Source organism: Cocleimonas flava (genome assembly GCF_004339015.1).
Classification (GTDB): Bacteria; Pseudomonadota; Gammaproteobacteria; order Thiotrichales; family Thiotrichaceae; genus Cocleimonas; species Cocleimonas flava.
Window position 1 is genome coordinate 247,003 of the sequence record NZ_SMFQ01000005.1, and the last position, 26,920, is coordinate 273,922.

Annotated in this window: 27 protein-coding genes; 5 read left to right on the forward strand and 22 right to left on the reverse strand. The window is 41.0% G+C overall.

Annotation, left to right across the window (positions count from 1 at the left end):
• Positions 1-68: 68 nt before the first annotated feature.
• A complete protein-coding gene (locus EV695_RS17600) occupies positions 69-695 on the reverse strand; it encodes a c-type cytochrome (RefSeq protein ID WP_131907324.1) in 627 nt (208 codons plus the stop codon).
• Between the two features lie 106 nt (positions 696-801).
• On the opposite strand from EV695_RS17600, the gene yihA reads away from it, so the two are divergent.
• A complete protein-coding gene (gene yihA / locus EV695_RS17605; RefSeq protein ID WP_131907325.1) occupies positions 802-1,413 on the forward strand; it encodes a ribosome biogenesis GTP-binding protein YihA/YsxC in 612 nt (203 codons plus the stop codon).
• Between the two features lie 365 nt (positions 1,414-1,778).
• On the opposite strand, the gene EV695_RS17610 is transcribed toward yihA, so the two are convergent.
• Together EV695_RS17610 and EV695_RS17615 are read right to left on the reverse strand one after the other, a co-directional pair.
• On the reverse strand, positions 1,779-2,954 hold the full coding sequence (locus EV695_RS17610; RefSeq protein ID WP_207907145.1) for a trypsin-like peptidase domain-containing protein: 1,176 nt from the start codon (positions 2,952-2,954) through the stop codon (positions 1,779-1,781).
• A 54-nt stretch (positions 2,955-3,008) separates the two neighbouring features.
• The gene (locus EV695_RS17615; protein WP_131907327.1) at positions 3,009-3,905 is read right to left on the reverse strand and encodes a DnaJ C-terminal domain-containing protein; all 897 of its coding nucleotides are present in this window, start codon (positions 3,903-3,905) and stop codon (positions 3,009-3,011) included.
• Positions 3,906-3,986: 81 nt separating this feature from the next.
• Between EV695_RS17615 and EV695_RS17620 the strand changes: the two genes are divergently transcribed.
• Complete coding sequence (locus EV695_RS17620) at positions 3,987-4,370, forward strand: DUF423 domain-containing protein (RefSeq protein ID WP_131907328.1); 384 nt, start codon at positions 3,987-3,989, stop codon at positions 4,368-4,370.
• A gap of 9 nt (positions 4,371-4,379) precedes the next feature.
• Here EV695_RS17620 and EV695_RS17625 read toward each other — a convergent pair whose 3' ends face one another.
• Together EV695_RS17625 and EV695_RS17630 are read right to left on the reverse strand one after the other, a co-directional pair.
• Positions 4,380-5,249: a YicC/YloC family endoribonuclease gene (locus tag EV695_RS17625; RefSeq protein ID WP_131907329.1), complete on the reverse strand. Its 870-nt coding sequence runs from the start codon at positions 5,247-5,249 to the stop codon at positions 4,380-4,382.
• Positions 5,250-5,283: 34 nt separating this feature from the next.
• Complete coding sequence (locus EV695_RS17630; protein ID WP_279388075.1) at positions 5,284-5,985, reverse strand: ComF family protein; 702 nt, start codon at positions 5,983-5,985, stop codon at positions 5,284-5,286.
• Positions 5,986-6,162: 177 nt separating this feature from the next.
• On the opposite strand from EV695_RS17630, the gene moaC reads away from it, so the two are divergent.
• Positions 6,163-6,666: a cyclic pyranopterin monophosphate synthase MoaC gene (moaC, locus tag EV695_RS17635; RefSeq protein WP_131907331.1), complete on the forward strand. Its 504-nt coding sequence runs from the start codon at positions 6,163-6,165 to the stop codon at positions 6,664-6,666.
• A gap of 110 nt (positions 6,667-6,776) precedes the next feature.
• Here the strand turns inward: moaC and EV695_RS17640 are convergent, their stop codons facing one another.
• The 3 genes from EV695_RS17640 to EV695_RS17650 form a co-directional block, all read right to left on the reverse strand.
• Positions 6,777-7,232 (reverse strand): molybdenum cofactor biosynthesis protein MoaE, encoded by a 456-nt coding sequence (locus EV695_RS17640; protein ID WP_243651708.1) that lies wholly within the window; start codon positions 7,230-7,232, stop codon positions 6,777-6,779.
• Positions 7,225-7,473 carry a molybdopterin converting factor subunit 1 gene (moaD, locus tag EV695_RS17645; RefSeq protein ID WP_131907332.1) on the reverse strand — a complete coding sequence of 83 codons (249 nt, stop codon included), beginning with the start codon at positions 7,471-7,473 and terminating at the stop codon, positions 7,225-7,227. The genes EV695_RS17640 and moaD overlap by 8 nt, the downstream gene beginning before the upstream one ends.
• A gap of 74 nt (positions 7,474-7,547) precedes the next feature.
• Positions 7,548-9,305: a SulP family inorganic anion transporter gene (locus EV695_RS17650; RefSeq protein WP_131907333.1), complete on the reverse strand. Its 1,758-nt coding sequence runs from the start codon at positions 9,303-9,305 to the stop codon at positions 7,548-7,550.
• A 404-nt stretch (positions 9,306-9,709) separates the two neighbouring features.
• Between EV695_RS17650 and nhaB the strand changes: the two genes are divergently transcribed.
• Positions 9,710-11,182 carry a sodium/proton antiporter NhaB gene (gene nhaB / locus EV695_RS17655; protein ID WP_207907146.1) on the forward strand — a complete coding sequence of 491 codons (1,473 nt, stop codon included), beginning with the start codon at positions 9,710-9,712 and terminating at the stop codon, positions 11,180-11,182.
• 144 nt (positions 11,183-11,326) lie between these two features.
• On the opposite strand, the gene glmS is transcribed toward nhaB, so the two are convergent.
• The 14 genes from glmS to EV695_RS17725 form a co-directional block, all read right to left on the reverse strand.
• Complete coding sequence (gene glmS / locus EV695_RS17660; RefSeq protein ID WP_131907334.1) at positions 11,327-13,159, reverse strand: glutamine--fructose-6-phosphate transaminase (isomerizing); 1,833 nt, start codon at positions 13,157-13,159, stop codon at positions 11,327-11,329.
• Positions 13,160-13,169: 10 nt separating this feature from the next.
• Positions 13,170-14,534, reverse strand: a complete 1,365-nt coding sequence (glmU, locus tag EV695_RS17665) for a bifunctional UDP-N-acetylglucosamine diphosphorylase/glucosamine-1-phosphate N-acetyltransferase GlmU (RefSeq protein WP_131907335.1) — start codon at positions 14,532-14,534, stop codon at positions 13,170-13,172.
• A gap of 131 nt (positions 14,535-14,665) precedes the next feature.
• Complete coding sequence (locus tag EV695_RS17670) at positions 14,666-15,907, reverse strand: hypothetical protein (protein WP_243651710.1); 1,242 nt, start codon at positions 15,905-15,907, stop codon at positions 14,666-14,668.
• A gap of 189 nt (positions 15,908-16,096) precedes the next feature.
• A complete protein-coding gene (locus tag EV695_RS20295) occupies positions 16,097-16,606 on the reverse strand; it encodes a peptidoglycan-binding domain-containing protein (RefSeq protein ID WP_207907147.1) in 510 nt (169 codons plus the stop codon).
• Positions 16,607-16,849: 243 nt separating this feature from the next.
• The gene (locus EV695_RS17680) at positions 16,850-17,272 is read right to left on the reverse strand and encodes a F0F1 ATP synthase subunit epsilon (RefSeq protein ID WP_131907336.1); all 423 of its coding nucleotides are present in this window, start codon (positions 17,270-17,272) and stop codon (positions 16,850-16,852) included.
• Positions 17,273-17,319: 47 nt separating this feature from the next.
• On the reverse strand, positions 17,320-18,702 hold the full coding sequence (gene atpD / locus EV695_RS17685) for a F0F1 ATP synthase subunit beta (RefSeq protein ID WP_131907337.1): 1,383 nt from the start codon (positions 18,700-18,702) through the stop codon (positions 17,320-17,322).
• A gap of 73 nt (positions 18,703-18,775) precedes the next feature.
• Positions 18,776-19,636, reverse strand: coding sequence for a F0F1 ATP synthase subunit gamma (gene atpG / locus EV695_RS17690; protein ID WP_131907338.1), 861 nt, complete (start codon positions 19,634-19,636; stop codon positions 18,776-18,778).
• 45 nt (positions 19,637-19,681) lie between these two features.
• Positions 19,682-21,223: a F0F1 ATP synthase subunit alpha gene (gene atpA / locus EV695_RS17695; RefSeq protein WP_131907339.1), complete on the reverse strand. Its 1,542-nt coding sequence runs from the start codon at positions 21,221-21,223 to the stop codon at positions 19,682-19,684.
• Between the two features lie 30 nt (positions 21,224-21,253).
• Entirely contained in the window at positions 21,254-21,790 is a 537-nt protein-coding gene (locus EV695_RS17700) for a F0F1 ATP synthase subunit delta (protein ID WP_131907340.1), read from the reverse strand.
• A gap of 11 nt (positions 21,791-21,801) precedes the next feature.
• Complete coding sequence (locus EV695_RS17705; RefSeq protein WP_131907341.1) at positions 21,802-22,272, reverse strand: F0F1 ATP synthase subunit B; 471 nt, start codon at positions 22,270-22,272, stop codon at positions 21,802-21,804.
• A 51-nt stretch (positions 22,273-22,323) separates the two neighbouring features.
• A complete protein-coding gene (gene atpE, locus EV695_RS17710) occupies positions 22,324-22,608 on the reverse strand; it encodes a F0F1 ATP synthase subunit C (RefSeq protein WP_131907342.1) in 285 nt (94 codons plus the stop codon).
• A gap of 71 nt (positions 22,609-22,679) precedes the next feature.
• Entirely contained in the window at positions 22,680-23,549 is an 870-nt protein-coding gene (atpB, locus tag EV695_RS17715) for a F0F1 ATP synthase subunit A (RefSeq protein WP_131907343.1), read from the reverse strand.
• 33 nt (positions 23,550-23,582) lie between these two features.
• Complete coding sequence (locus tag EV695_RS17720; protein WP_131907344.1) at positions 23,583-23,993, reverse strand: ATP synthase subunit I; 411 nt, start codon at positions 23,991-23,993, stop codon at positions 23,583-23,585.
• Between the two features lie 181 nt (positions 23,994-24,174).
• Positions 24,175-24,579: a VanZ family protein gene (locus EV695_RS17725; protein ID WP_131907345.1), complete on the reverse strand. Its 405-nt coding sequence runs from the start codon at positions 24,577-24,579 to the stop codon at positions 24,175-24,177.
• A gap of 144 nt (positions 24,580-24,723) precedes the next feature.
• Here EV695_RS17725 and uvrD point away from each other — a divergent pair, with 144 nt between their 5' ends.
• Positions 24,724-26,916, forward strand: a complete 2,193-nt coding sequence (gene uvrD, locus EV695_RS17730; RefSeq protein WP_131907346.1) for a DNA helicase II — start codon at positions 24,724-24,726, stop codon at positions 26,914-26,916.
• Positions 26,917-26,920 lie beyond the last annotated feature (4 nt).

The following is a 26,920-nucleotide window of genomic DNA, read 5'->3' on the forward strand; positions in this document are numbered from 1 at the left end:
GACGAAAAAAAAGGCAACAATCGTCACCTCTTTTTCCGTGTATTACACTGTGAAAAACTGATTACATTTTAATCACGTAATCCAGAGATATATTCTGCAACTGCATTCATTTCTGCATCAGTCATTTTTAACGCCACATTACGCATCATTTTTCCAGTGTCATTAGCACGTTTTGATGTTTTAAAATTCATTAGCTGTGTAACAGTATATTTGGCGTGCTGACCAGAGATCTTTGGAAACTTTGCAGCAGGATTTCCTGAACCTGTTGGCCCATGACATGCGGCGCATGCAGCAACACCAGATGAAACCACGCCACCTTTGTAAATAGCTTCGCCTTTAGCAATCATGTCTGGTTTAGCAACACCAGGCTTAGCTTTTACTGAAGAAAAATAAGCAGCTAAATCCGCTACATCATCGTCTGACTTAATGGCTTTTGCCATAGCTGTCATACTAGGATCAACACGTTTGTCTGAACGAAAATCATGCAATTGCTTGGCTAAATAAGCTTCACCCTGGCCTGCTATTTTTGGCCAATCTGGATTAACAGAATTCCCATCTGCTCCATGACAAGCTGCGCACGTCCCACTAACCGCTTTACCATTAGCTGCATCAGCTTTCCTTTCAGCTTCATTAGCACTTGCAGTTAGATTGAAACTTAAAGTTGCAACCAAGCCTAACATTACTACTATTTTCATCAAACATACTCCTAAATACTTGTATACTTCTCGCCAACGAATAGCTGGCTCAACTGCCGCGATTTATATCACATCCTTAATCATACATCAAAGACAGAGATCAATTATGAGTGCTTTTTATCAACAAGCTAAATTTTTACAAAGTGCTTCTAGCGTAAATACACTACCTCCTGAATTTGGTAATGAAGTTGCTTTTGCAGGACGCTCAAACTCCGGAAAGTCGAGCACTTTAAACAAACTTTGCCAACAAAAAAGTCTTGCACGTACAAGTAAAACACCAGGGCGTACTCAGTTAATCAATTTTTTCGGATTACCAGGAGACAAATTTCTAGTAGACCTGCCAGGATATGGATATGCAAAAGTGCCAGAAAAAGTCAAAATACAGTGGCAGCAATTCATAGAAATATACTTAACCCAGCGCTCACCTTTAGCGGGTCTAGTGATTATGATGGATATAAGAAGACCCATGCTAGAAAACGACATGAATATGTTGGATTGGGCGAATTCTAGAAATTTACCCGTCCATGTTGTCTTAAACAAATCTGATAAGCTAAAACATGGACAAGCTAAAAGTGCGCTTTTGAAGACACAGCAACAACTAAAACAAATTAATCCTATCTATACAGTTCAAATTTTTTCTGCGCTAAAAGGGGTAGGAGTAGATGAGCTAAAAAAGAAATTAAATATCTGGTTTGAGAACGAACCTGATTGCCAATAACAGATACATATAAAAAGAATTAAGAATAAAAACCGGACAGTTAAAAAGCCATAAAAAAACCCCGTGCAGTAGGGGGCTACCGCCGGGGTCAAAATAACAGGTCTGGATTGGGGACACCAAACCTGTGTCCGCAAGGAAAATAAAGAACACCGGGCTTAAGTGTTCATTGTTTTTACTTTCCCTTGCTTGCGGATAAACACAGATAACTGAATATGTATCAAATTAACTGCATGTATCTATAAAACTACAAATTCAAACTTCGTTCAACATCAAACTGATGAAGCTTATAATTACAAGGATAGCTGGCAAATGCATAATCTGCAAGTTTTGACTAAGATTTAGTTATACTATTTACCATCTTTTATTTAATTATCAACTTCAAAAGAGCCCCAAGGGCTAGCATTTTCGATCTCTGGCTTACTTTCTACCACTGGCTTTCTGCCGATCTCACGATATTTTCCGGCACTTACCTGCCCTACTTCAGCAACACATTTCTTAATCAATCCATTACGGAAATATTCCATTTGAACCTTGGAACCCATACGCAAATTTCCAATAATACTTTTCAAGTTAGAACTATTAGTCACAGTGGTGCCATTAATACGAGTAATTATATCCCCTTCCTGTATTCCTGCTTTATCAGCTGGGGAAAGCGAAACAACGCCAGAAATTAATGCTCCCTGACCATCAGGTAAATTAAAGGCTTTTACTAGCGCAGGTCTTATATCCTGAATTTCAATACCTAGCTGCCCTCTCTCCACACGACCATTTTCAACCAATTGGTCAGTAATATTAATGATCATATCTGCAGGGATGGCAAAACCTATTCCGACATTGCCACCAGATTTACCACCAAGAATAGCGGTATTTATGCCGATTAACTCGCCACGAAGATTAACTAATGCACCACCCGAATTCCCAGGATTGATTGGCGCATCTGTTTGAATAAAATCTTCATAATCTTCGATACCTAAACCTGTTCTACCTAGCGCACTTACGATACCAGACGTAACTGACTGCCCCAATCCATAGGGGTTTCCAATAGCAACGACAAAATCGCCAACACGCGAGGGTTTGCCGGTTGCCACTACCATCGCTGTTAGTCTATCAGGTTGAATTTGTATAACAGCGACATCAGCCTTCAGGTCTTTACCGATGAGTTGAGCATAAAACTGACGCTTATCTTTAAGTGTAACGATGATTTTATCTGCATTTTCAATAACATGTGCATTTGTAACCACATAGCCATTGTCCGCATCAATAATGATACCTGAACCTGTTCCTATGGGTTTACCCGGTTGAGTGGGGACATTTTTACCGAAAAAATGACGGTACACAGGATCCTTTACAGGTGTTCCTGACGAGCCATTCTCTGTAGATATATTTACAACTGCTGGGGTAATCCTCTCTAACATATCTGCTAAAGAAGGCAGCGCCTGACCATTTACTTCTACAGGTAACTTGGCAGAAGCAGTGTTTAAGCATCCCAAAAGTATTAAAGTAGTTGTAAAAAATAGTGAAGCAACTTTGTTCAAAAACATCATAAACCCGTTAGATTAGTATTGTTTAACACTTAAATACTCTTGTTTATATGCTTATCGAGGCTTCCAGTCAAATTTCTTCTCCATTTCTTCATAGAATTTTTTATCTTCATCCGTTTCCGCAGGAGGTGTAACAATTTGAATAACAACGAATTGATCGCCACTCAGATTCCCACTACTTTTACCCGGTAATCCTCGGCCTTTTATGCGCATTTTCTTTCCCGACGAAGAACCTGCTGGAATTTTTAACTTCAATTCTCCCGATAATGTTTTGATATTCGCACTGGTTCCTAAAGCCGCTTCCCAAGGCGCTATTGGCAAATCTAAATAAATATCTTTATCTTCTCGCTTAAAGACAGGGTGTTTATTGAATGCTATTTGCAAATGCAAATCTCCGCCTGTCGACGCCTTACCTGACAAGCGTATTTTCTTACCTTCTTCAATACCTTTAGGAATTTTAACCTCAACACTTGAACCATTAGGTAATCGAACACGCTTATTGTTGCCTGCGTAAACATCCTCAAGGTCAACGTATAGTTTCATCACTTCATTAGCGGGTTTCGCTCTTTGCTGATATCTTTGTTGATGTGCCCCTTGCTGGAAACCGCCGCCGAACATCGATTCAAAAAAATCGCTAAAGCCACCCGTTGAATGACCTCCGCCACCACCTGTAAACTGGTTGAAATCAAAACCGCCGTCCCAACCGGGAGGTGGATTAAAACTCTGACCATTCTGCCAATCCGCACCCAAATTATCATATTGGGCACGCTTGGTTTCATCGCCCAGCACTTCATAAGCCTCATTTACTTCTTTGAAGCGCTCTTCAGCATTGGCTTCCGTACTCACATCAGGGTGATATTTACGCGCCAGTTTACGGTAACTTTTCTTTAATTCCGCGTGATCTATATCACGATCAACCCCAAGAATTTTATAATAATCTTTGTACTGCATTTTATTGTCATTTACCTATGTTTATATTGCTTATATGATGGTATCAACCAGTAAAAATTCAAGCCTCTACTCAGGACAATCATGAAATCTCACAAGCTCTTTATTTCAATCTCAGCACTTTTAGGTCTTCTTGCCGTTGTCATAGGCGCCCTTTCTGCACATGCTATAGACAAAGGGCTTACAACAGAGGCGTTAGAAAGAATTCATACTGCTCAGGATTACCAGTTTTATCATGTTGCCGCGTTATTTGGTGTGGGCATATTAGGGTCACTTCATAGGAACCAATCGTCCATTTTGCTCAAGCTTGCAGGATTATTCTTCTTACTCGGTATCTTGCTGTTTTCAGGAAGCTTGTATGCTTACGCCATTACAGACAACGCACTTTATGGAACAGCAACACCTTTCGGAGGGATGTCATTCATCCTGGGATGGTTTTTCTTGATGCTGTTTGGCTTAACCAAGTAGACCCAATAATTACTCGATATTCATGACCTGCTCGCGCATTTGTTCAATTAACACCTTTAGCTCTACAGCGCCTTTTGTGGTTTCGCCATCATTAGCCTTAGAAGCAAGCGTATTCGCCTCTCGATTCAGCTCCTGCATGAGAAAGTCTAGCCTCCGACCAATTGGCTCATCTCTTTCCAAAACAGCTTTCAATTCCTCTACGTGTGAATCCAAGCGATCTAGCTCTTCATCCACGTCGAGTCGCTGTAACAAATAAACCAACTCTTGCTCGAGCCGATTTTCATCTACCGCGACATCAATCTCAGAAAGCTTTTTCAATGCTTTCTCACGAACCGCATTATTGACTTCAATTCGCCTTTTTTTTACATCAACAACAATTTCAGAGACCGAGTTGGCTCGAGTTAAAATTAGCGTTTTCAAACGCGCTCCCTCTTCTTCCCTGGATTTGACTAAACCATCTAACGCTTTAGCAAACAGTGTCTTCGCTGCCTCCAGATGAACACTAAGATCATGTTGATTTTCTTCCATGACACCAGGCCAATTAAGGATATCCATCGTCGAAAGCCCTAGCGCTTTTTTAGATAAAAACTCTAATTTATGTTTAGCATCAAGCAACTCTTTAATCGCCTGCTCATTGAGTTGAACGGCACCTTTAGCTTGATTTTCATCGACTTTACAAATCAATTTAGCATCGACTTTGCCGCGCCCCAGCTTCTTTTTAAGCGCGTCTTTAAAGTTATTTTCTTCTGCGTGAAAACCTTCAGGAAGATAGACACTTGCATCTAAAAATCGATGATTGACACTCCGAATCTCCCATATTAAAACGGTATCATCTACCGTGACTTCACAGTTAGAAAATGCTGTCATGCTTTTTAACATCTACGACCTCTGACATTTTTGTTGTTGCTTATGCTCAAATATCTGCCCTAGCAATAGACCAGACACCTACTTTTTCAACGCCTTTCGTTTTTAAAAGCCTTGCCAGCTCATTCGTTGTTGCTCCAGTTGTTATAACATCGTCAACAATAACGATATGCCTGGCAAGAGACGGGCTGATTACATTAAAACAGCCTTTTACATTTTTCAGGCGTTGCTGTTTATTCAGATGAGTTTGCGCATCTGTATTTTTGACCCTCTCAACTTTATTGACAAACAAAGGAATAGCCATTGCCTTTGCTATCTCTCGAGAGACTTCCAAAGATTGATTAAACCCCCTCTTTGCCAGCCTTGCCTTATGTAGAGGAACAGGTAACAGAGCGTCTGGCTTAGCAGACATCCCAGCATCGGAATGTTTATCCAATATTTCTGAACACAATAAATTCGCTAAAATAGCAGCAGACGATAATTGCTGCTGAAATTTCATTTGCCCAATCAAATAACTAACCGGGTTTTCATAGTGAAATAGACTTATCGTGTAATCAACCGCTGGAGATGTTTGGATACACTGTCCACACAAAGCATTCGCTGTGGCAGCTTTCTCCAAAGGAATACCACATTGCCCACACGCAGATTCAATTCGAGGAAGACTAACCTCGCAGGCTTTACACAATGATATATCCCGCTGAGTAAAGTCACCACAAAGCAAACAGTTTGATGTTAAAACAGATAGTTTAATGAATACTCACCAAAAAAAACCGCTATAAGTAGGGGGGTGTATTAAAAATGCGTATTATATATCTTAGCGATAATTTGAGAACGAGTTTCTACTATAATCGCAAACTAAATAACAAAATGGCACTAGCAACGACTCGGGCAGCAGTTTCGAGAAAGCACAAGAGATAAGGATATTTTAATGAGCAAAACTGAGAAGAAATCAGAAAATACACTGACGCATTTCAACCAACAAGGTGAAGCCCACATGGTTGATATTGGCAATAAAGACATAACTAAACGTGTTGCAGTAACAGAGGGCCGCATCTTCATGAAGGCAGAAACACTTCAACACATTTTAGAAGGCAATAACAAGAAAGGTGACGTGCTAGGCATTGCACGCATTGCAGGCATCATGGGCGCAAAGAAAACACCCGACCTAATCCCGCTGTGTCATCCTCTATCTTTAACGCATGTCGATATCAGCCTCGAAACTCAGCAAGAACCTCCAGCGGTATATTGCAAAACCGAAGTTGCCACAAGCGGAAAAACCGGCGTAGAAATGGAAGCGTTAAACGCAACACAGGTTGCCCTGTTAACGATTTACGATATGTGCAAAGCAGTAGATAAGGGCATGGTAATTGACGGAGTCAGATTGCTTAAAAAAACTGGCGGAAAATCTGGAACCTGGGAAGCGGATGCTTAATCAAAGAAATCCAAATTCAGGACATCGCACAGATATCACGCAAAAAGGCATTGAGAAAAACTCGCTATAACTGTTTCGAAGTTTAAGGGCTGTATATATAAAAAATAACACTAATATCCTTTAGTGTTTTCCTCTACCCAGCGATCATTACCCGTGGTAAGTGCTTCTTTTTTCCAGAAAGGAGCCTTATGTTTTAGATCTTCCATGATAAATCTGCACGCATCAAAAGCGGCTCCACGATGTGCCGACCAAACAGCCACTAACACGATTGATTCTGCGGGGAAAATCTCACCGACTCTGTGAATAATCAACGTATTTTGTAGCGGCCATTTCTTGCTAGCTTCATCGACGATGATATTGAGTTGTTTTTCTGTCATGGCAGGATAATGTTCCAGAGTCATGCTTTGAACATCATCGCCCTCATTGAAATCTCTCATGGTACCGACAAAGTTTGCTGTCGCACCATATTTTGTCTGGCCTTGCATACTTTGAGTTTGATACTCGGCTTGCATTACCAAGGGATCGAATGGCGAATCTACAATGATAATCTTGCGCTGACTATCCACCGGTTACTGGCGGAAAGAACGCCACCTCATCGCCATCATTCAATAAAGCTTGCGGGTTTGTATATTCCTGATTGACAGCAACCAGCAGATTATCAGGAAAATGCGTTTGACCCGTTGAATTTACCCACAACTGCTCAACACTTAATGAATGTGAGGACTGATCAGTAGAGATATCGACGACATCTCCACCGCGACCAATCTCTTCTCTTAAACTTGCGAAATATAATACTTTAATACTCATATTGAAAATGTAGCATAAAAAAAGACCTCCGTAGAGGTCTTTCTAGAAAAGCACTTAGGAGGCATCAATGACTACTAACGAGTAATATGCTGGACCGTAATAATTGGCTCAATATCGATCTCGTCGCCAAATTTTTCTTTGGCAAATTTAGCTGCCAACGTCCTTTCTCGAAAGAAACGGTCTTCACCAATTTTTTCCATCAAGCCAGAACGTGTAAACGCATCAAGCATCGTACGTTTTGCTCGGGCAATATACAATTCGATTCCTGCGACTTCTAATCGCTCAACAATTCTTGCCAACGTTTCTTCACCCGTGGAATCAATCAAATCAACCGATTCAAAATCCAACACCATGACTTTTAAGTTAGGCTTTTGGGCAATACTATTCAGCACCTTTCCCTCTAAATACCCTGCGTTGGCGAAGTACAAATCCCCATCATAACGAAAGATTGACACAGTATCGCTGGTTTTTAGTTCGAATAGCTCAGCAGAGCGCAAACTGCCATCGTCATGTCGCCCTACTTCTACAAATCTTGGGCTCATTGTTCGGTATAAGAATAAACCCAGTGACAAAAGCACTCCCGCCATGATCCCTTTTTCTAGATGTGGTGCGAAAAACAAAGTGGTCATGAAAACTGCAACCGCGACAAAACCATCATGCCGATGGACTTTCCACGCATGTACCACAGGCTCGATCTTGATCAGATAAAACACTGCCACCATGATGACGGCGGCTAAGGTTGCTTGTGGCAAGTGATACAGCAACGGCGTTAAATACAATAAGGTAACAGCAACTAGAACACCCGTAACAATCGAAGAAAGCCCTGTTTTTGCATTAGCTGCAAAATTCACCGCTGACCTTGAGAATGAGCCTGATACTGGATATGCCTGAAACATTGAAGCTACAATATTTGAAAGGCCTTGCCCGACCAACTCCTGATTAGCTGAAAGTCGTTGACGAGTTTCTGATGCAATCGCCTTGGCAACCGATATTGCTTCAACAAAACCCAATAAACCTATCACTGCCGCAGACACAACCAGATCAACCATCTGCCCAAACTCGACATCTGGAATTTTAAAGCCCGGCAAACCACTAGGCACCAAACCGATAACCGCTCCTCCACGAGATTCATAACCGAGAAAGAAAGAGAGCAGCGTACAAATCACCACCGTGATAAGTACATTAGGTAGCTTAGGAGCAACCTTCTTCATATAGACAAGGAGAAAAATTGAAAATACACCCATGAGCAAGGTTGTAAAATGCGTTTGGGGGATATCCTGAAACAAGTTAAAGACAGTCACATAGTGATGCTCTCCCTTGACAGACTCCAGACCAAAAATTTTGCTGAGCTGCGAACTAGCAATAATAATAGCAGCAGCGTTAGTAAATCCGACGACAACAGGATGCGAGAGAAAATCAACGAGTATCCCTAAGCGTAGAAAACCCAGTGAAGCTTGAAAGATACCTACCATGAATGCCAGCGCTGCGGCGTAGGCTAAATAGCCATCTGGGCTTGAAATGGCAAGAGGTTCGAGTGCGGCAGCAGTCATCAATGACACGATTGCCACCGGCCCTGTGGCTAGCTGCATTGATGAACCAAATACTGCAGCAAAAATCACAGGTAAGAACGAGGCATATAAACCCACATAAGCCGGCAATCCAGCCAACTGCGCATAAGCCATCGATTGAGGAACAAGTACTAGAGCAACAGTTAAGCCTGCAATTGCATCTGCTTTAAACGTCTTTGGATCTTTTAAATCACCAATCCATGCTTTAAAAGGAGTGAGCCTGTTAATTAAATTATGCAGGATTGATGTGAAAGCATTTGCCATAGTTTTCTCTATGCTTATTGTTCTTGAAATGCGTCATTCGGTCATAATAAATAACACTAAAAAGATGGTTAATTATCAGATAAAGAATGCAGCAGCATGACTCTCCTAGCCATTCAAGTTCGCGCGATTATAGTTGATCGACATATTTTTTTCAGTTGTTTTCATTGATCAAAAATAAATACCCAGATGTTCTACCCATACATTGATATATTTCTCTACACTATGCATCCCAATAGGTATATAAATCAGAAATTCCTTAGCAAACAAATCCTCACAAATAGTAAATACCGGAGCACCCTTTTTAAAAACAGGTTTTAAAATACTTATAAAGTATTAATGCATATAGTTACTTTTATTTATTGCCTGCTTTTAACAGTTCACGTATTTCAGGAGCAATCAACAATATGTTGAAAACGATGTTCAGTAGCTTTTTAGGCACCAGTCCGAATTGGTTTAAAATAACTCTGCTCGCTTTTTTAATCATTAGTTTTCCTTTAACGTTGCTATTGGGAAAAATGGTTGCTGGCTGGGCTTTTATTGCCATGTTTATTCTTTCTTTAGCCATGGCACTGAAATGTTACCCATTACAATCTGGTGGATTAATTGCCATAACCTCGATACTGCTAGGTTTAACCACAACCGAAACACTCTGGCACGAAATTCAACAGAATCTTGGGGTAATTATGCTGCTCATGTTCATGGTCAGTTTTATTTACTTTATGCAGCCACTTCTCATTTTTATTTTCGGTAAAATTTTATTAAAAGTTGAGAATAAAATTATATTGTCTCTGATGTTCTCAATTTCAGCTGCATTACTATCCGCATTTCTTGATGCATTAACAGTCACTGCCGTTTTAATCAGTGTTTTTGTCGCGTTGTACGGAGTCTATGAAAAAGTACATTCAACAGCAAATACAGATTTTAACGAAAATGAGGTCTTCGATAACAAAGAAATGGGTGGCGAATCGTTCGACAACTTTCGGGCATTTATTCGCTCACTAGTTATGCATGGCGCTATTGGAACCGCAATTGGTGGAGTTGCTACCCTTGTTCGCGAACCACAAAACCTCCTGATAGGCGAAATTATGGGCTGGGATTTCTTAACCTTTGCCGCTGAAGTTAGCCACGTTTCTATCCCTGCATTCATTGCTGGTTTACTTATCGTTATTGGCACTGAGTTAACCGGCACCTTTGGTTATGGTGGCAAACTTGAACCTAACATTAGAAAGATATTAAAAACCTACATCGAACAACAAAATACAGAAAGAACCCAGAAAGAAGTTTACGCATTAGTCATTCAGGGAATCTGCGCGATATTACTCATTTGTGGATTGGCATTCCATGTCATGGAAGTCGGTCTGATTGGCTTGATGTTGATGGTATTGTTAACTGCGATGACAGGTATTACCGAAGAAAAGAAGATTGGTCACGCTTTTGAAGAATCACTCCCTTTTGTCTCTTTGCTTGTGATTTTTTTCGTGATTGTAGGAATGATTCACGATCAGCACTTATTTACGCCTATCGTTAATTGGGTGCTAACACTGCCTACCGAAGAACAACCAAGAGCATTCTTTTTGGCTAATGGTATTTTATCTGCCATTAGCGATAATGTTTTCGTTGCCACTGTTTACATCAATGAAGTAAAAGCTGCATTTGATGCGGGAAATTTATCTCGTGAGCATTTTGATGCTTTAGCTGTGGCGATTAATACCGGAACGAATTTACCTAGCGTGGCAACACCAAATGGTCAGGCTGCCTTTTTATTCTTATTAACGTCGACACTCGCACCGGCAATCCGATTGGGTTATATGAGAATGGTTTATATGGCGTTGCCGTACACGATAGTACTGACGCTAGTTGGATTATTTGCCCAATAAAAATTAAATGGGGCACTCTAAAAAATGCTAAGCCACCCCCCTACTTATAGCCACTTTTTTAAAAAAAGTGGCTATAAGTAGGGGGGTGGCTTAGGAAAGTTGTAATCTGAATTTAAATCAATATCTATTGAATATTAAAGCAGTTTATTCAACCGTTACTGATTTAGCCAAGTTACGCGGTTTATCAACATCCGTACCTTTAAACACTGCTACGTGATATGACAGTAATTGCAAAGGAATGGTATAAATAATTGGCGCAATACTTTCTGGCACCTCATCCATTTCGATAACTTGAATATTATCCTGAGGCGCTATTCCCGACGTTTTATCTGCGAATAAGTATAAAAATCCCCCACGAGATCTAACTTCCTCGAGGTTTGACTTTAACTTCTCTAATAAGCTTGTATTTGGCGCTACAGCGACAATTGGCATTTCACTATCTACCAATGCCAGCGGACCGTGTTTAAGCTCTCCTGCGGGATATGCTTCGGCATGAATATAAGAAATCTCTTTGAGCTTAAGTGCGCCTTCCATAGCCACAGGGTATTGATCTCCACGCCCCAGAAACAGAGCATTATGCTTCTCAATAAAATGCTCAGCCATGACTTCTATCGCTTTATCATGCTCAAGCGCTTGCTCGATCAGTACAGGTAGCTTTTTAAGATCTTCAACCAATGAAGCAACTGCTTCCGATTGGCCGCCTTTCGCTTGCATCAATAAACCGATCAAAAGCTTTAAGGTAACTAATTGAGTAGTAAATGCTTTGGTTGATGCAACGCCAATCTCTGGGCCAGCTATGGTCATCAGAGAGAAATCAGACTCTCTTTGCAAAGAGCTTTCAGCCACATTACAAATACTTAAACTGGCAAGGCATCCATCTTTTTTGGCTTTTTCCAGAGCAGCCAGAGTATCTGCCGTTTCTCCAGATTGTGAAATTGTTACAAACAGCATATTTTTACGCGGCACTTGGCGTCTATAGCGGTATTCACTTGCCACTTCAACCTGACATGGAATATCAGTAAGACTTTCCATCCAGTATCTAGCTATTAAGCCAGCGTGATAGCTTGTACCACATGCAATAATCTGTACTTCTTCGACTTGCTTGAGTATTTCAGCAACATTGTCGCCCATGATGCATTGTTTAATGCTATTGATATCCAAACGATCTTCTAATGTCTTCTGCACTGCTTGAGGTTGCTCATAAATCTCTTTGAGCATGTAATGACGATAATCCCCTAGCTCAGACTCTAATGAACATGCATTTGACTGACGTACTTCCCTCTCAACGATATTTCCATTTTCGTCTTCGATAATGACATCTTTTAAGGTCAACGTTGCGATATCACCATTTTCCAGATAGATGAAACGACTAGTCACTGGAAGTAAAGCTTGCACATCAGAACTTATAAAGTGCTCTCCAAAACCTACACCAACGAGTAAAGGACTCCCTTCACGAGCACAGATCAATTCATCCGGATTATCTGTACTGATCACACCCAGTGCATAGGCACCTTTAAGCTGGCGAGTTGTTTTCTTAACAGCGTCCAATACATTCTTGCTATTCGCTAAGTTAGACTCAATTAAATGGACGATAACTTCCGTATCGGTTTCTGATTCAAAGGTGTAACCATTTTCGATCAAACCAGCACGCAACTCTTCGTAGTTTTCTATGATGCCATTATGAACAACAGCAACTCTGTCATTACTCATGTGCGGATGGGCATTACGTTCTGCAGGCTCTCCGTGTGTAGCCCAACGAGTATGAGAGATACCGATATTACCTATCTGGGGAGACTCAATAAGTTTCTTTTCAAGTTCGGCAACTTTCCCTAATGCTCTGACTCGTTTAATTGTTTTATCTGCATCTAATAATGCTACACCAGCCGAATCATAGCCTCGGTATTCGAGACGTTTAAGACCTTCAATTAGAATTTCAGTTACTGGGCGTTGAGCGATTGCTCCGACAATTCCACACATTGTATTCTTCCTATTTATTCTTGGTCGGCCGTTGCCAGCCTTTTAAAGTTAGCTGCTTAGAACGTGACAATGTTAATTCACCTTCTGGAGTATTTTTGGTTATCGTAGAACCAGCACCAATTGTTGAGCCGTTAGCGACAGTTACAGGCGCTACTAATTGCGAGTCTGAACCAATAAAGACATCATCACCTATAGTTGTTTGAAATTTATTCACACCATCATAATTACAAGTAATCGTTCCGGCACCAATATTAACGTTGTCGCCCATTACGGTATCACCAATATAACTTAAGTGGCTTACTTTACTGCCTTTGCCTATATTGGATTTTTTAATTTCCACAAAATTGCCTATCTTTGCTTCGTCTGACAGAACAGTATTTGGTCGTACACGGGCAAATGGTCCAACAGAGCAACCATTACCTATATTTGCAGATTCAATAACTGTATTCGCGTGGATTTCAGTATTACTTCCAATAGTTGCGTTTTCTATCACGCAACCAGCATGGATAGTGACATTGTCACCTATGACATTATTTCCAATGAATACATTATTCACATCTATGAAGACATCCTGGCCAACACTCATTTCACCGCGAACATCTATTCGAGATGGGTCTGCTAAAGTAACACCTTCAAGCATTAGCTCTTGGGCTTTACCTTCTTGATATGCTCTTTCTAACTGTGCTTGTTGAATTCTATTGTTAACGCCCTGCACTTCAAAAGGATCTTCACAGATTGCTGCTTCGACCAATCCTCCTTCAGATACCGCTAATGCAATACAATCTGTTAAATAGTACTCTGCTTGATTGTTGTTAGGCTTAATTTGATTTAACCAACGCTTAAGGTCTTTACCTCTGGCAGCGATAAAGCCAGTGTTTACCTCGGTAACACGTTTTTCATTCTCGCTAGCGTCTTTTTCCTCAACTATTGCCTTTATTGCTCCGTTTTCATCTCTGATTATTCGACCGTATCCAACAGGATTATCCAACTTAGTCGTTAATACACTTAATACTGAATTAGTAAGCTTAGAAACCAGGTTATTTAACGTCTCAGGTTTTATTAAAGGAACATCCCCATAAGCGATCACCACAATATTATCATCGGAAATAGTATCTTCGGCTTGAAGAACGGCGTGACCTGTACCTTTCTGTTCAGCTTGCAACACCCAGGAAATATCTGAGGCGTCTGTTGCTTGTTTTACAAGCTCTCCACCATGACCATAAATTATCACCAACTTTTCATAATCAAGTTTACGGGAACTATCAATGACATGTTGCAACATCGTTTTACCACCGATCGGGTGTAAAACTTTAGGTAGCGAAGAATTCATTCTTGAGCCTTGTCCAGCAGCGAGAATAATGGGAAGTAATTTCATAGTGACTATTATTGTGTATAGAGAATGCTTAAATTATAACCAAGAACATGGTTATAGAGCAGTTTTATATGACAAAAGAAGCAGTTGCATAGACAACTGCTTCTAAACGCGAAATAACTTTGTTGTAAAAATTAGTAAGTCTTGCAACGTGGCTCATAAGGCTTAGTTTGAGCGCCCCAGCGATACTCAAGCGGAGCATGTGGATCGGATATAACTTTTCCTGCGGATAGATTCTGACGTAAATCACGCAGTGGTATGAAGTAATTTTCACCTAAGCTCATCTGCACCTTACAGAATTTATTTAAGTCAGCTAGTTCAGCAGGCTTTGGTGGCTCTATTGAGAACAATGCTTTAGCCCATCGCTGTGGTTGAGTCCATTGCTTATACTTGCTGTTTTTCTCGTAGTGATTTTTAACTGCGTTAAAGAATGCTTTTAAACGCCTGTCTCTTGATGGTGTAGAGTAACTATTATATTCAGTCCGATTCATACACTGTCTACCACCCTTACGAATCTTCTGTAAGTGCCATAACGCATCGTAGACATAAATGCTTCGATCATTTGCATACATACACATAGCGATCAAAAGACGAAGTGTTTTCTCGTCAGGCTTTTCTACTCTTGAACCTAAAGCACTAGAAATAATATCGGTAAATTTCACATAATCTTGTTTAACAGATTGTGCTATATCAAATTGTTCAATGTTGTAGCCAGGCTGTTTCTCTGCTGACTTACGAATATTTTGGGGTTGTTTAAAACGTCTATACCCGTCTTTCTTGTTTTTATAATCTTCTGGTACATAAAATGGAAAGGAAGGAATACGATCCATAAATCTAGGAGCTTGCGGGGTAGTAGAAGACATAACCTCAGCAATGCCTGCATCAGTTATATTTACTATTTGATAGGCATGCACATCAGGGGCAACATAAACATCACCTGGTTTTATATCGTCCAGGGCTATTGGATAAGTATCATTTTCCAATGATCTAGTACTTGTATAGTTAGCCACATAATCCATAAACTTTCTGACACGCTTCTCTTCAGACAGCTTATCCCATCGAGTCATACCATTGCTGATTGTTCTACCACGTTTACTAGGATTATTTACAACAAAAGGAAGTTTATACTCATAAGCAAAAACTAATCGCATCGCATATACAGCATCTGCACAATCATGTGAAAATTTATAATACATTGGCTTTTTTTCATTCATGAAGAAATCTTCAGTCCAATTATTTTTTACCCAATGCTGATATCTCTTTTCCCATACTGCATCCCAAGTATTTTCAGACTTCCAAACCATCGCGAATGATGATTGACTGATACACAGTAAGATAAATAGAGTAAACCCTTTAATTATATGTTTGATATTCAATTCCTTTAAGACCACCTTAGCATCCCCAAACTCTAATGATCACTTATTTGCAAATAAGTTCCATTCCTATCTCAAGTAGTTAATACGAATATAACTTAAAATTGGTTTCAAAAAAAATGGGACTAAGAATTACTCCCTAGTCCCATTTTAATCTCTGACTAATCAGAGATAAACTATTAATTCAATAGTTTAGCGCTTCATGAACTGCTGAAGTGCGCTACGAGTACCTGGTCCAACGATTCCGTCGATAGGTCCTTTGTAGTAACCTTTTGCTTTCAACTTACGTTGTAGAGCGTATACGTCAACTTGTGGTTGAGCTGGCTTAGCCTTCTGCTGACAAGCATAGTGGTGACGGTGGTTACGGTTAGTGTATTTATGTGAATGACTCTTAGTCTTTGCACATGCTGGAGCTTCTGGGTGGTAATGGAACCAACGGTTAGCTGGTTTTGGAGCTGGTTTAGCCATTGGAGCTGGCTTAGGTGCTGCCATTGGAGCTGGCTCAGCTGCGATTGGAGCTGCTACAACTGGAGCTGCTTCAACTTGCTGTTGAGAACCAGAAACCTGTGAACCACCTTCTACTTGAGCCTGTGAACCACCTGAAACTTGTGAACCACCAGAAACTTCCTGCTGAGAACAACCAGTTACAAAAACGCCTGCCATTAATAATGTTGCTAATGAAAGCTGATGTTTAATCTTCATATTTGTACATCCTTACTACTTGTTAGTTATAAAATTCGAAACGACCATTTAGAACAAACGATCCATAATCATTGTTTATCCGCACTCGGAGTATAGACTTTATTCAGGGCACATTCAAAAAAAATGGTAAAAAAACAACATTTTTTTTTATTTACCACAAAATACTGAATCTAAGTGACCAAATATTAAGATATTCGGTCATTTAATCAGTCATATAGCCCGCAAGCGCAGAAATCAATCCTGTTATCTTAATGTTCTACCAATACGATGAATCATTTCAATTTGAGCTTTAGCAGCATCTAATTCTGCTTGAATAGCTTCATAATCTAAATCTTGAGGGTCTTTACCTTGAAGCGCATCTTCTGCTCTCTTCTTAGCTTCCTCAGCTGCTTTCTCGTCTAGGTCCTCAGCACGAACAATCGTATCTGCCAAAATAGTTACGATTGAAGGCTGCACTTCCATGACACCACCAGCAACAAACAATAAAGACTCGCCATCATCTGTTTTATACTTTAGCTCGCCAGCTTTTAGTGTTGATATAAGCTGAGAGTGACCAGGTAAAATACCCAAGTCACCCATAGTACCAGGCGCTAATAATTCTTGAACTACGCCTGAGAATATCGATTCCTCAGCACTTACAACATCCAAATGCATTGTCATAGCCATATTCTATCTTTCCTGTATTACGAAATAAGTTAAGAGATAAATAAAGATTAAGCGTCTTTATTTCCTTTCTCAACAGCTTCTTCTATTCCGCCAACCATGTAGAAAGCTTGCTCAGGTAAGTGATCATATTCACCAGCAAGAATACCTTTAAAACCAGCAAGTGTATCAGCTAGCGATACGTATTTTCCTGGCGCTCCAGTAAATACTTCAGCAACATGGAAAGGTTGAGATAGGAAACGTTGAATACGACGAGCGCGAGCAACAGTTTGCTTATCTTCTTCAGATAATTCGTCCATACCTAGTATAGCGATAATATCTTGCAATTCTTTATAACGCTGAAGTACACCCTGTACACTACGTGCAACACCATAATGCTCTTCACCAATTACTAAAGGATCAAGTTGGCGAGAAGATGAATCCAAAGGATCAACCGCTGGGTATATACCTAGCTCAGCGATATTACGTGATAGTACGAGCGTAGCATCCAAGTGAGCAAAAGTTGTAGCAGGAGATGGATCCGTCAAGTCATCAGCAGGTACATATACCGCCTGGAAAGATGTAATAGATCCTTTCTTTGTAGAAGTAATACGCTCTTGAAGCGCACCCATTTCTTCAGCAAGTGTTGGCTGATAACCCACCGCAGAAGGCATACGACCTAAAAGTGCCGATACTTCTGTACCCGCAAGTGTATAACGATAGATATTATCGATAAACATCAATACGTCACGACCTTCATCACGGAAATGCTCAGCCATAGTCAAACCAGTCAAAGCAACACGTAGTCTACTTCCTGGAGGCTCATTCATCTGACCGTATACTAGAGCTACTTTATCAAGTACTCCACCTTCTTCCATCTCGTAGTAGAAATCATTACCTTCACGAGTACGCTCACCAACACCAGCAAACACAGATAAACCACTATGCGCCTTTGCGATATTGTTGATTAACTCCATCAATGTAACTGTTTTACCAACACCAGCTCCACCGAACAGTCCGATTTTACCACCTTTAGCGATTGGCATAACCAAATCGATAACCTTTACACCAGTCTCAAGAATATCAAGTGTAGAAGATAATTCTTCATAGCTTGGGGGATCGCGGTGAATAGGCATACGCTTATCAACCTTCACTTCACCAGCCATATCAACCGGATCACCTAAAACGTTCATGATACGTCCTAAAGTTCCTTCACCAACTGGTACCATAATTGGCTCACCAGTGTTGACTGTCTCCATGCCACGTTTAAGACCTTCAGCCTCACCCATTGCGATTGTGCGAACAACACCATCACCTAGTTGACCCTGAACTTCTAGAGTCAATCCGTTGTGATCTGGAACGGTTAATGCACTATAAACCGATGGAACTGCGTCACGTGGAAATTCCACATCAACAACAGGACCGATAACTTGAACAATACTTCCAGTACTCATTGTGTTAGTACCTCTACCTTAAATGTTAAATTTTTTAATAAACTGCTCGGATATTACTTTTAGCTATAACGGATTATTCTACCGCTGCAGCACCCGAAACAATTTCTGAAATTTCTTGTGTAATCGACGCTTGTCTAGCCTTGTTATAAACCAATTTAAGTTTATCGATCATATCACCAGCATTATCAGATGCACTTTTCATAGCGATCATTCTCGCTGACATCTCACAGGCAATATTTTCTACAACACCCTGATAAACCAGAGATTCAATATAACGAGTCATAAGAGCATCTACTACTTCCTTAGACTCTGGCTCATACAAGTAATCCCACTGATATTTGATTTCATCCATATCAGCAGCAACTATAGGAATCATTTGAGTAACTCGAGGCGTTTGAGTCATGCTATTAACAAACTCATTCTCTACAAGAAACAAACGATCAATACGACCTTCTTCGTATGCATCAAGCATAACTTTTGTCGTACCTAATAAATCATTTGTAGTTGGCTTATCACCCAAACCTGTAGACTCTGCTACAACACCAAAGCGTCTGAAAACAGATAGTGCTTTGCTTCCAAAAACTGCTATATCGACTTCAACATCTTTATCTTTCCATTCCGCAATATCTTGAAATGCCTTCTTGAAAAGGTTTGTGTTTAAACCACCACAAAGACCACGATCAGAAGAAATAATGATGTAACCGACACGTTTTACAGTTTCGCGCTCTTTAACAAAAGTATGTTGATATTCAAGCTGACCTAATGCCATATGACTAACAACTTGTCGCATTTTTTCTGCGTATGGACGTGATGCGTCCATACGTTCTCTAGCTTTACGCATTTTTGATGCAGCTACCATTTCCATGGCTTTGGTAATCTTCTTAGTATTTTGAATACTACCAATCTGCGAGCGTATTTCTTTAAGACCTGCCATTACTAAGCTCCTTGATTTTCTGGTACTTGTTTACCAAGCATCTTTCTACCAGGCACCTTTAGATTTAAAGTTCTCTAGCGCACTCTTCATTTCAGAAGCAATGTCATCGTTGTAATCGCCAGACTCATTTAAGCCTTCAAGGAAATCAGTTTTTTCAGTTCTCATGTATGACAACATCGCAGATTCAAAGTCGTTGACTTTATTCACATCGATATCGTCCAGGAAACCTTCGTTAGCTGCGAATAATGAGAAAGCTAACTCACCTGTTTTCAAAGGAGAGTATTGGGCCTGAGTCATTAATGCAGTAACACGAGCTCCACGTTCAAGTTGCTTTCTAGTTCCTTCATCCAAATCGGATGCAAACTGAGAGAAAGCAGCCAATTCACGATACTGAGCCAAATCAAGACGAATACCACCACCAAGCTTCTTGATGATTTTAGTCTGAGCCGCACCACCAACACGAGATACTGATAAACCAGCATCAATCGCAGGACGATTACCAGAGTTGAATAAATCAGTATCGAGAAAGATCTGACCGTCTGTAATAGAGATTACATTTGTAGGTACGAATGCAGATACGTCACCCTCTTGGGTTTCGATAATTGGGTAAGCAGTTAAAGAACCTGTTTTACCTTTTACTCTGCCTTCAGTATATCTTTCTACATATTCAGCGTTAACACGAGCTGCACGCTCAAGTAGACGTGAATGTAGGAAGAAAACATCACCAGGATATGCTTCACGACCCGGAGGACGACGAAGAAGTAATGAAACTTGACGATATGCCCAAGCCTGCTTAGTTAAATCATCATAAATAATTAGTGCGTCTTCTCCGTTATCACGGAAATACTCACCCATTGCACAACCAGCGTAAGGAGCAAGATATTGCATAGATGCAGGGTCTGAAGCATTTGCAGCAACAACAATTGTGTACTCCATTGCACCAAACTCTTCTAGTTTACGTACAACACCAGCAACAGAAGAAGCTTTTTGACCGACAGCAACGTAAATACATTTAACGTTTTTGCCTTTTTGGTTAATAATCGCATCAATCGCAACAGCTGTCTTACCAGTCTGACGATCTCCTATAATCAATTCACGCTGACCACGTCCAACAGGAACCATTGAGTCAAGTGCCTTGATACCAGTTTCCATTGGCTCATCAACCGATTTACGCTCGATAACACCAGGAGCCTGACGCTCAATTGGATTCATTGAAGAAGCATTAACCGGGCCTTTACCATCAATCGGAGCGCCTAATGAGTTAACTACGCGTCCCATCAATTCAGGACCAACTGGAACATCTAGGATACGACCAGTACACTTTGCAGTATCACCTTCTGTCATATCTTTGTAATCACCAAGTACTACCGCACCTACTGAATCACGTTCCAAGTTTAAAGCTAGACCGTATGTTCCGTTAGAGAACTCAATCATTTCACCAGACATTACATCTGATAAACCGTGTATACGCACGATACCATCCATGATAGATACGATTGTACCTTCAGTACGTGCTTCAGCATCTGTTTCAAAGCCTTCGATACGCTTTTTTATCAGATCACTAATTTCTGTCGGGTTAAGTTGCATTTACCTATACCTTTCTCTTAATTTTGTGGTTTAGTTAGCCATTACAGACGTCATTTTGCTCAAACGCCCTTTTAAAGAACCATCTATTACCAAATCGCCAGCCTGAATGATCGCACCACCGAGCAGTGTTTCATCAACGCTAACCTTTATTTTTACGTCACGCCCCAAACGTTTTTTGAGAGCATCAGAAATAGACTTCTCTTCTGTCTCAGTTAACGCTTTAGCTGATGTAACGATTGCCTCAACAGAACCTTCTGCCTCATCTTTAAGTACTTCATAAATTGCACTCATTTCAGGGAGAAGTGAAAGACGGTCGTTTTCAGCTAGCATACTAACAAGGTTTTTCGCTTGCTCGTTCAACTTGCCATCGCAAAGTTGAACGAAAGCATCAGCGCCTGCTTGCTTAGCCATTTTGGGAGTTGCAAGTAATGCACTAACTTTCTCATCACTTGCTATAGCACCCATAAAACCAAGCATATCAGACCACTCACCTAAGCTACCTGCTGACTCGGCCATTTCAAAAACGGCACGAGCGTAGGGACGAGCTGCTGTAGTCAATTCAGACATAATCGTATTTCCTATATCTGCTCAATCAGCTCTTTCAATGCAGCTTTGTGCGCATTGGCATCAACCTCTTTACCAAGAATCTTACTAGCACCTGCAACTGCCAAACTTGACACCTGAGTACGTAAAGAATCTTTAGCGCGGTTAACTTCCTGATCGATTTCTGCCTGAGCACCAGCAATAACGCGGTCAGCTTCTTCAACTGCCTTGTTTTTTGCTTCTTCGATCATTTGCGTGTCACGAGCTTTCGCTTGAGCAATGATTTCTGCCGCTTCCTGCTTGGCTTCTTTGATCGCCTGCTTAGCATTTTCTGCCGCTAGCTCTTGATCCTTCATGCCTTTTTCAGATGCAGCTAAACCGTCAGCAATACGTTTTTTTCGATCTTCCAATGTATTAATAACTGGCTCCCAAAGCACTGCTTTGATAAACCAGATCAGAATTGAAAAAACAATCAGCTGACCAATTAATGTTGCTGTTACATTCATGATTTTTCTCCGAATACTATTTCAGTTAAGTCGAATTAGAGTTCGAAAAAATTAACCACCAATCGCAGCAGCAGCAGCACCGATGAACGGGTTCGCAAAGATGAACCACATTGAGATACCCAAAACGATCATTGGGAATGCTTCCATCAAACCACCAGTAAATAACATTTGACCAGTTAATTGGGCACGCATCTCAGGCTGACGAGCGATACCTTCAATAAACTTCGAACAAATCAAACCCCAACCTAAAGCCGAACCTAAACCAGCAGCCGCTAGAATGATACCAACACCGATTGCAGTGGCAGACATGATTTCAGATACAATTGCAGCATCCATAGTAAATCTCCTAAATATAAAAAATGTTAAAAATTAAAAAAAGTAAACTCAAATATAACGAACACTAAAATTTAGTGTTCGTCTGTGCCCTGACTCGCCAAACCTAAGTAAACGATAGTCAACAGCATAAAAATAAACGCTTGTAACAAAATAACCAGGATATGGAAGATTGACCATAAAACTCCCAACACTACCTGACCAGGCATTGCCCAGTATGAGAATGCAAGCAAAGCAATCAATAAGAATAACAACTCACCTGCGAACATATTACCGAACAATCTTAGACCAAGACTCACTGGCTTAGCCACTTCCTCAATCGCTGTCATTACAACATTAATCGGGAATAACAATACTTTAACGATAGGATTGCTTGCACTGAATGGATGCGTAGCAAACACCTTCATATAACCAAACAAACCTTTGTGCTTAATGTTATAGAAGATTATTAAACCGAACACCAACAACGCCAACGCAAAGGTAGTATCAAGGTTAGTTGTAGGCACTGCTTTCCAGTAAACGTGATGCGGATCATATCCAAACACACCTGCAACACCAGCCACTAATGATGGAATTAAATCCACAGGAATGATATCCATGGTATTCATCAAAGCAACCCATACAAAAATAGTGATTGCTAGAGGACCTACCCATTTATCAGCCGTAGGGAAAATATCTTTCACTTGCTGATTAACAAATTCTACTACCGTCTCAAGAATATTCTGCATTCCAGTTGGCTTATCAGGATCAAGATTCTTCCCGACCTTCCAAGCGGCAAATGCAAACGCCAAAGCCAGAATCAAGCTCATTACAAATGTATCAACAAAAAATACACTGAAATCAACTAGACTAGCAGGACGCTCACCATTATGGGTCATATTGCCCAGGTGATGCTGAATATACTCAACGGGATTCGATATAGCTGGCGCGTTAGACTCGCTCACGATTCTCAGTCTCCAAAATAAAAATAATTATAATTACTTATTGTCGTTGCTATCGGAGGCGTCTTTTGCAGCATTAGCAACCTCCTCGGAAGCCAACTTCGTTTGCTTAGAGCCAAATAACATAAAGGCCAGCTGAGCAACAGCAAAGGTTCCTAGCATAGGAGGAGGTAATAACTTCAAAACTCCCATACCGACACCAAACATAACAAGTACAAAAACAAATCTTTGAATAACACCGAGATAAAGTGTCAGCACTCCACCCTCAGGGTTTTCCTTAGCCATTTCGCCTGCAGAATCCAGACGACGTGACAATAAAATCGTATTAGCTATTGCAACAGCGCCACCATAAGCAGCCGGCAATATACCATTATCACCTAAATAGAAGAATGAAACAGCGACTCCAAGCAATACCAAAATGGCCTGTATAACTAATAAATTTCTCATTTATCTATTCACTATTTCGTTCTTTTGCGAATGAACCAAATGCCATTCGTATAGTCTATGACTCTATCAACAAATTTAATCTTGCTAAGTCATTGAATCAAGACGCGAGAATACTAGCATCAGGCTTTCTTTCACTCAACTAAACTTACTTAATTAATCAATATTTATTCATCTTTTAATACTAATTATGAGTAGATCTTTTTTTATCCCAATAAACAATTATTGATTTAGCGATGTAATACAACAAGATACCCGCAAAATCGGCAAACCAATCTGCCAATGAAAAAGAACGAAACTCGGTAAAGTACTGTGCAACCTCTATACCACCACCATAAATTAAAAGTGGTAATCCCTTCCATAACCAAAATGGACTGCGCGAGATTGCTAAATCCATCAGCAGCGCAAAACCAAAAAACACGATCACATGTATCAATTTATCGTTTATTGATATATCGGGAGGAAACTCCAAATGAATAGTCGCCACCCAGGCACCCAATACCATCAAGGTAATAACCAACGCTCTAGTACTCACTTTAAATGCAGCAATTCGCCTTAAATGGCGCACCAGAATAATTAGATTATGCATTCCGTATTTGACTTCTAACCTGTGATATTGAAAAGTGCGTGAATAGTATCCACATTAACTACAAATTCATACTCTTAATCCGTTACAATTCATAAAATACATACCCCCTATTTATATATTAAGAACTTAATTACAGAGCCCCTAATGGACGTATCCCACATACTCGATGACTTAAACAAACCACAACGCGAAGCGGTATCCGCTGGTAAAAACCCATTGTTGATATTAGCTGGCGCAGGCAGTGGCAAGACACGAGTTTTAGTCCACCGCATTGCATGGCTCATACAAGTAGAACAAGTTTCACCGTTTGCCATACTATCCGTTACCTTCACCAACAAAGCCGCCGCTGAAATGCGCGGACGCATAGAAGGATTACTCGGCACACCTGCTGGTGGCATGTGGGTAGGTACCTTCCACGGTTTATCTCATCGATTACTCAGAAGACACTGGGAAGAAGCCAAATTACCGCAAAACTTCCAGATACTGGATTCAGACGACCAATTACGACTAATCAAACGCGTCCATCGCGGACTCCAGCTGGATGAAAAGCTCTGGCCAGCCAAACAATCCATGTGGTACATCAATAAACGCAAAGACGAAGGCATTCGCTCGATGCATATTGAGGATCGTGGCGACCCTACAACTCGACAGCTTGTAGACGTGTATAAACAGTACGAAGATGCCTGCCAACGCGCTGGTGTTGTAGACTTCGCCGAATTACTCCTGCGTTCATTAGAATTATTACGCGACAACCCGGAAATTCTCAGCCACTACCAAAAACGCTTTCAACACATTCTGGTAGACGAGTTCCAAGACACCAATACTTTACAATATGCATGGATACGTCTACTCGCAGGTGAGAATATTCCACCGTTTGTTGTTGGCGATGACGACCAATCAATCTATGGCTGGCGTGGTGCAAAAATAGAACACATTCAAAATTTCTCACGCGACTTTTCACAAACGCAAACCATAAAGCTTGAACAAAACTACCGCTCCAGTGGCAACATCCTGAATGCAGCCAATGCAGTTATCGATAACAACGAAGGACGACTCGGCAAAAACCTCTGGACCGATGGCGGTGATGGCGAACCTATTCATTTATACGCCGCCTACAATGAAATTGAAGAAGGCACTTACGTAGCCTCACGCATTCAACAATGGGTCAGCCACGGTAACTCACACAGTGACATCGCCATACTCTACCGCTCTAATGCGCAATCCCGTGTTTTTGAAAGCATACTTAATGAAAACTCCATTGCTTATCGTGTGTATGGTGGCCAGCGATTCTTCGAGCGTGCCGAAGTTAAAGACGCACTTGCCTACCTAAAACTCTGCGCCAATCGACAAGACGACCCTTCGTTCGAGCGAGTCATCAACCAGCCTACTCGCGGTATTGGCGATAAAACAGTCAGTGTCATTCGCGAACATGCACGTAACACCAGCAGTACACTTTGGCAATCATCGATAGCACTGTTAGAAACAGCAACCTTTACTGCGCGTGCAGCGGGCGCATTACAGCTTTTTGTGCAACTCATAGAACAAATGGCAAGCGACATCAATGGACTACCATTAGATGAGCAAGTCGAACACGTCATCGAAACCTCGAAACTTAAAGATCATTACCTTAAGAAAGAAAAAGGCGATGCTGGCCAGGCTCGCATAGAAAACCTCAACGAATTAATCTCTGCCGCTCAAGGCTTTACTTATAAACCCGATGACGAACACGCCGACATGGACTTCCTCACCGCGTTTCTTTCACACGCTTCATTAGAAGCAGGTGAAGGACAGGGTCAAGCTGGCGATGACTGCGTTCAATTAATGACACTCCATTCCGCCAAAGGCTTAGAATTCCCGCTAGTATTTCTCGTTGGACTCGAAGAAGGACTGTTCCCGCATCAAATGTCGGTCGAAGAAGAAGGCAGACTGGAAGAAGAACGCCGCCTTTGCTATGTAGGCATCACCCGCGCCGAAACCCAATTGGTGATGAGTTACGCAGAACAACGCAGACTTTATGGCAATACACTATATGGCGTACCTTCGCGCTTCTTAAAAGAAATCCCGGAAACACTCATCGAAGAGATTCGCCCCAAGGTAAATACCTACAGCAATAGTAATTGGCAATCAGATTACGAGCGCGAAACCAAACCGCGTCTAGCTACACGCACCAATGAAACAGGCATGTCGATTGGGCAGCGAGTTTCGCATGCGAAATTTGGCGAGGGGATTATTACTGATGTGGAAGGGGCTGGCAGTCATGCCAGGGTGCAGGTGAATTTTGATTACGAGGGATCCAAGTGGTTGGTTCTTAGTTATGCGAACTTGACGTCGCTTTAGGGGA

Coding starts and splice junctions, on each gene's coding strand:
- moaD (WP_131907332.1), bottom strand. CDS start 7,473: ATGAGTATTAAAGTATTATATTTCGCAAGTTTAAGAGAAGAGATTGGT.
- moaC (WP_131907331.1), top strand. CDS start 6,163: ATGAGCAAAACTGAGAAGAAATCAGAAAATACACTGACGCATTTCAAC.
- glmU (WP_131907335.1), bottom strand. CDS start 14,534: ATGAAATTACTTCCCATTATTCTCGCTGCTGGACAAGGCTCAAGAATG.
- EV695_RS17615 (WP_131907327.1), bottom strand. CDS start 3,905: ATGCAGTACAAAGATTATTATAAAATTCTTGGGGTTGATCGTGATATA.
- EV695_RS17600 (WP_131907324.1), bottom strand. CDS start 695: ATGAAAATAGTAGTAATGTTAGGCTTGGTTGCAACTTTAAGTTTCAAT.
- atpD (WP_131907337.1), bottom strand. CDS start 18,702: ATGAGTACTGGAAGTATTGTTCAAGTTATCGGTCCTGTTGTTGATGTG.
- uvrD (WP_131907346.1), top strand. CDS start 24,724: ATGGACGTATCCCACATACTCGATGACTTAAACAAACCACAACGCGAA.
- atpG (WP_131907338.1), bottom strand. CDS start 19,636: ATGGCAGGTCTTAAAGAAATACGCTCGCAGATTGGTAGTATTCAAAAT.
- EV695_RS17700 (WP_131907340.1), bottom strand. CDS start 21,790: ATGTCTGAATTGACTACAGCAGCTCGTCCCTACGCTCGTGCCGTTTTT.
- glmS (WP_131907334.1), bottom strand. CDS start 13,159: ATGTGTGGAATTGTCGGAGCAATCGCTCAACGCCCAGTAACTGAAATT.
- EV695_RS17625 (WP_131907329.1), bottom strand. CDS start 5,249: ATGTTAAAAAGCATGACAGCATTTTCTAACTGTGAAGTCACGGTAGAT.
- EV695_RS17725 (WP_131907345.1), bottom strand. CDS start 24,579: ATGCATAATCTAATTATTCTGGTGCGCCATTTAAGGCGAATTGCTGCA.
- EV695_RS20295 (WP_207907147.1), bottom strand. CDS start 16,606: ATGAAGATTAAACATCAGCTTTCATTAGCAACATTATTAATGGCAGGC.
- atpE (WP_131907342.1), bottom strand. CDS start 22,608: ATGGATGCTGCAATTGTATCTGAAATCATGTCTGCCACTGCAATCGGT.
- EV695_RS17705 (WP_131907341.1), bottom strand. CDS start 22,272: ATGAATGTAACAGCAACATTAATTGGTCAGCTGATTGTTTTTTCAATT.
- EV695_RS17650 (WP_131907333.1), bottom strand. CDS start 9,305: ATGGCAAATGCTTTCACATCAATCCTGCATAATTTAATTAACAGGCTC.
- atpA (WP_131907339.1), bottom strand. CDS start 21,223: ATGCAACTTAACCCGACAGAAATTAGTGATCTGATAAAAAAGCGTATC.
- EV695_RS17610 (WP_207907145.1), bottom strand. CDS start 2,954: ATGTTTTTGAACAAAGTTGCTTCACTATTTTTTACAACTACTTTAATA.
- EV695_RS17680 (WP_131907336.1), bottom strand. CDS start 17,272: ATGGCTATGACAATGCATTTGGATGTTGTAAGTGCTGAGGAATCGATA.
- EV695_RS17620 (WP_131907328.1), top strand. CDS start 3,987: ATGAAATCTCACAAGCTCTTTATTTCAATCTCAGCACTTTTAGGTCTT.
- nhaB (WP_207907146.1), top strand. CDS start 9,710: ATGTTGAAAACGATGTTCAGTAGCTTTTTAGGCACCAGTCCGAATTGG.
- EV695_RS17720 (WP_131907344.1), bottom strand. CDS start 23,993: ATGAGAAATTTATTAGTTATACAGGCCATTTTGGTATTGCTTGGAGTC.
- yihA (WP_131907325.1), top strand. CDS start 802: ATGAGTGCTTTTTATCAACAAGCTAAATTTTTACAAAGTGCTTCTAGC.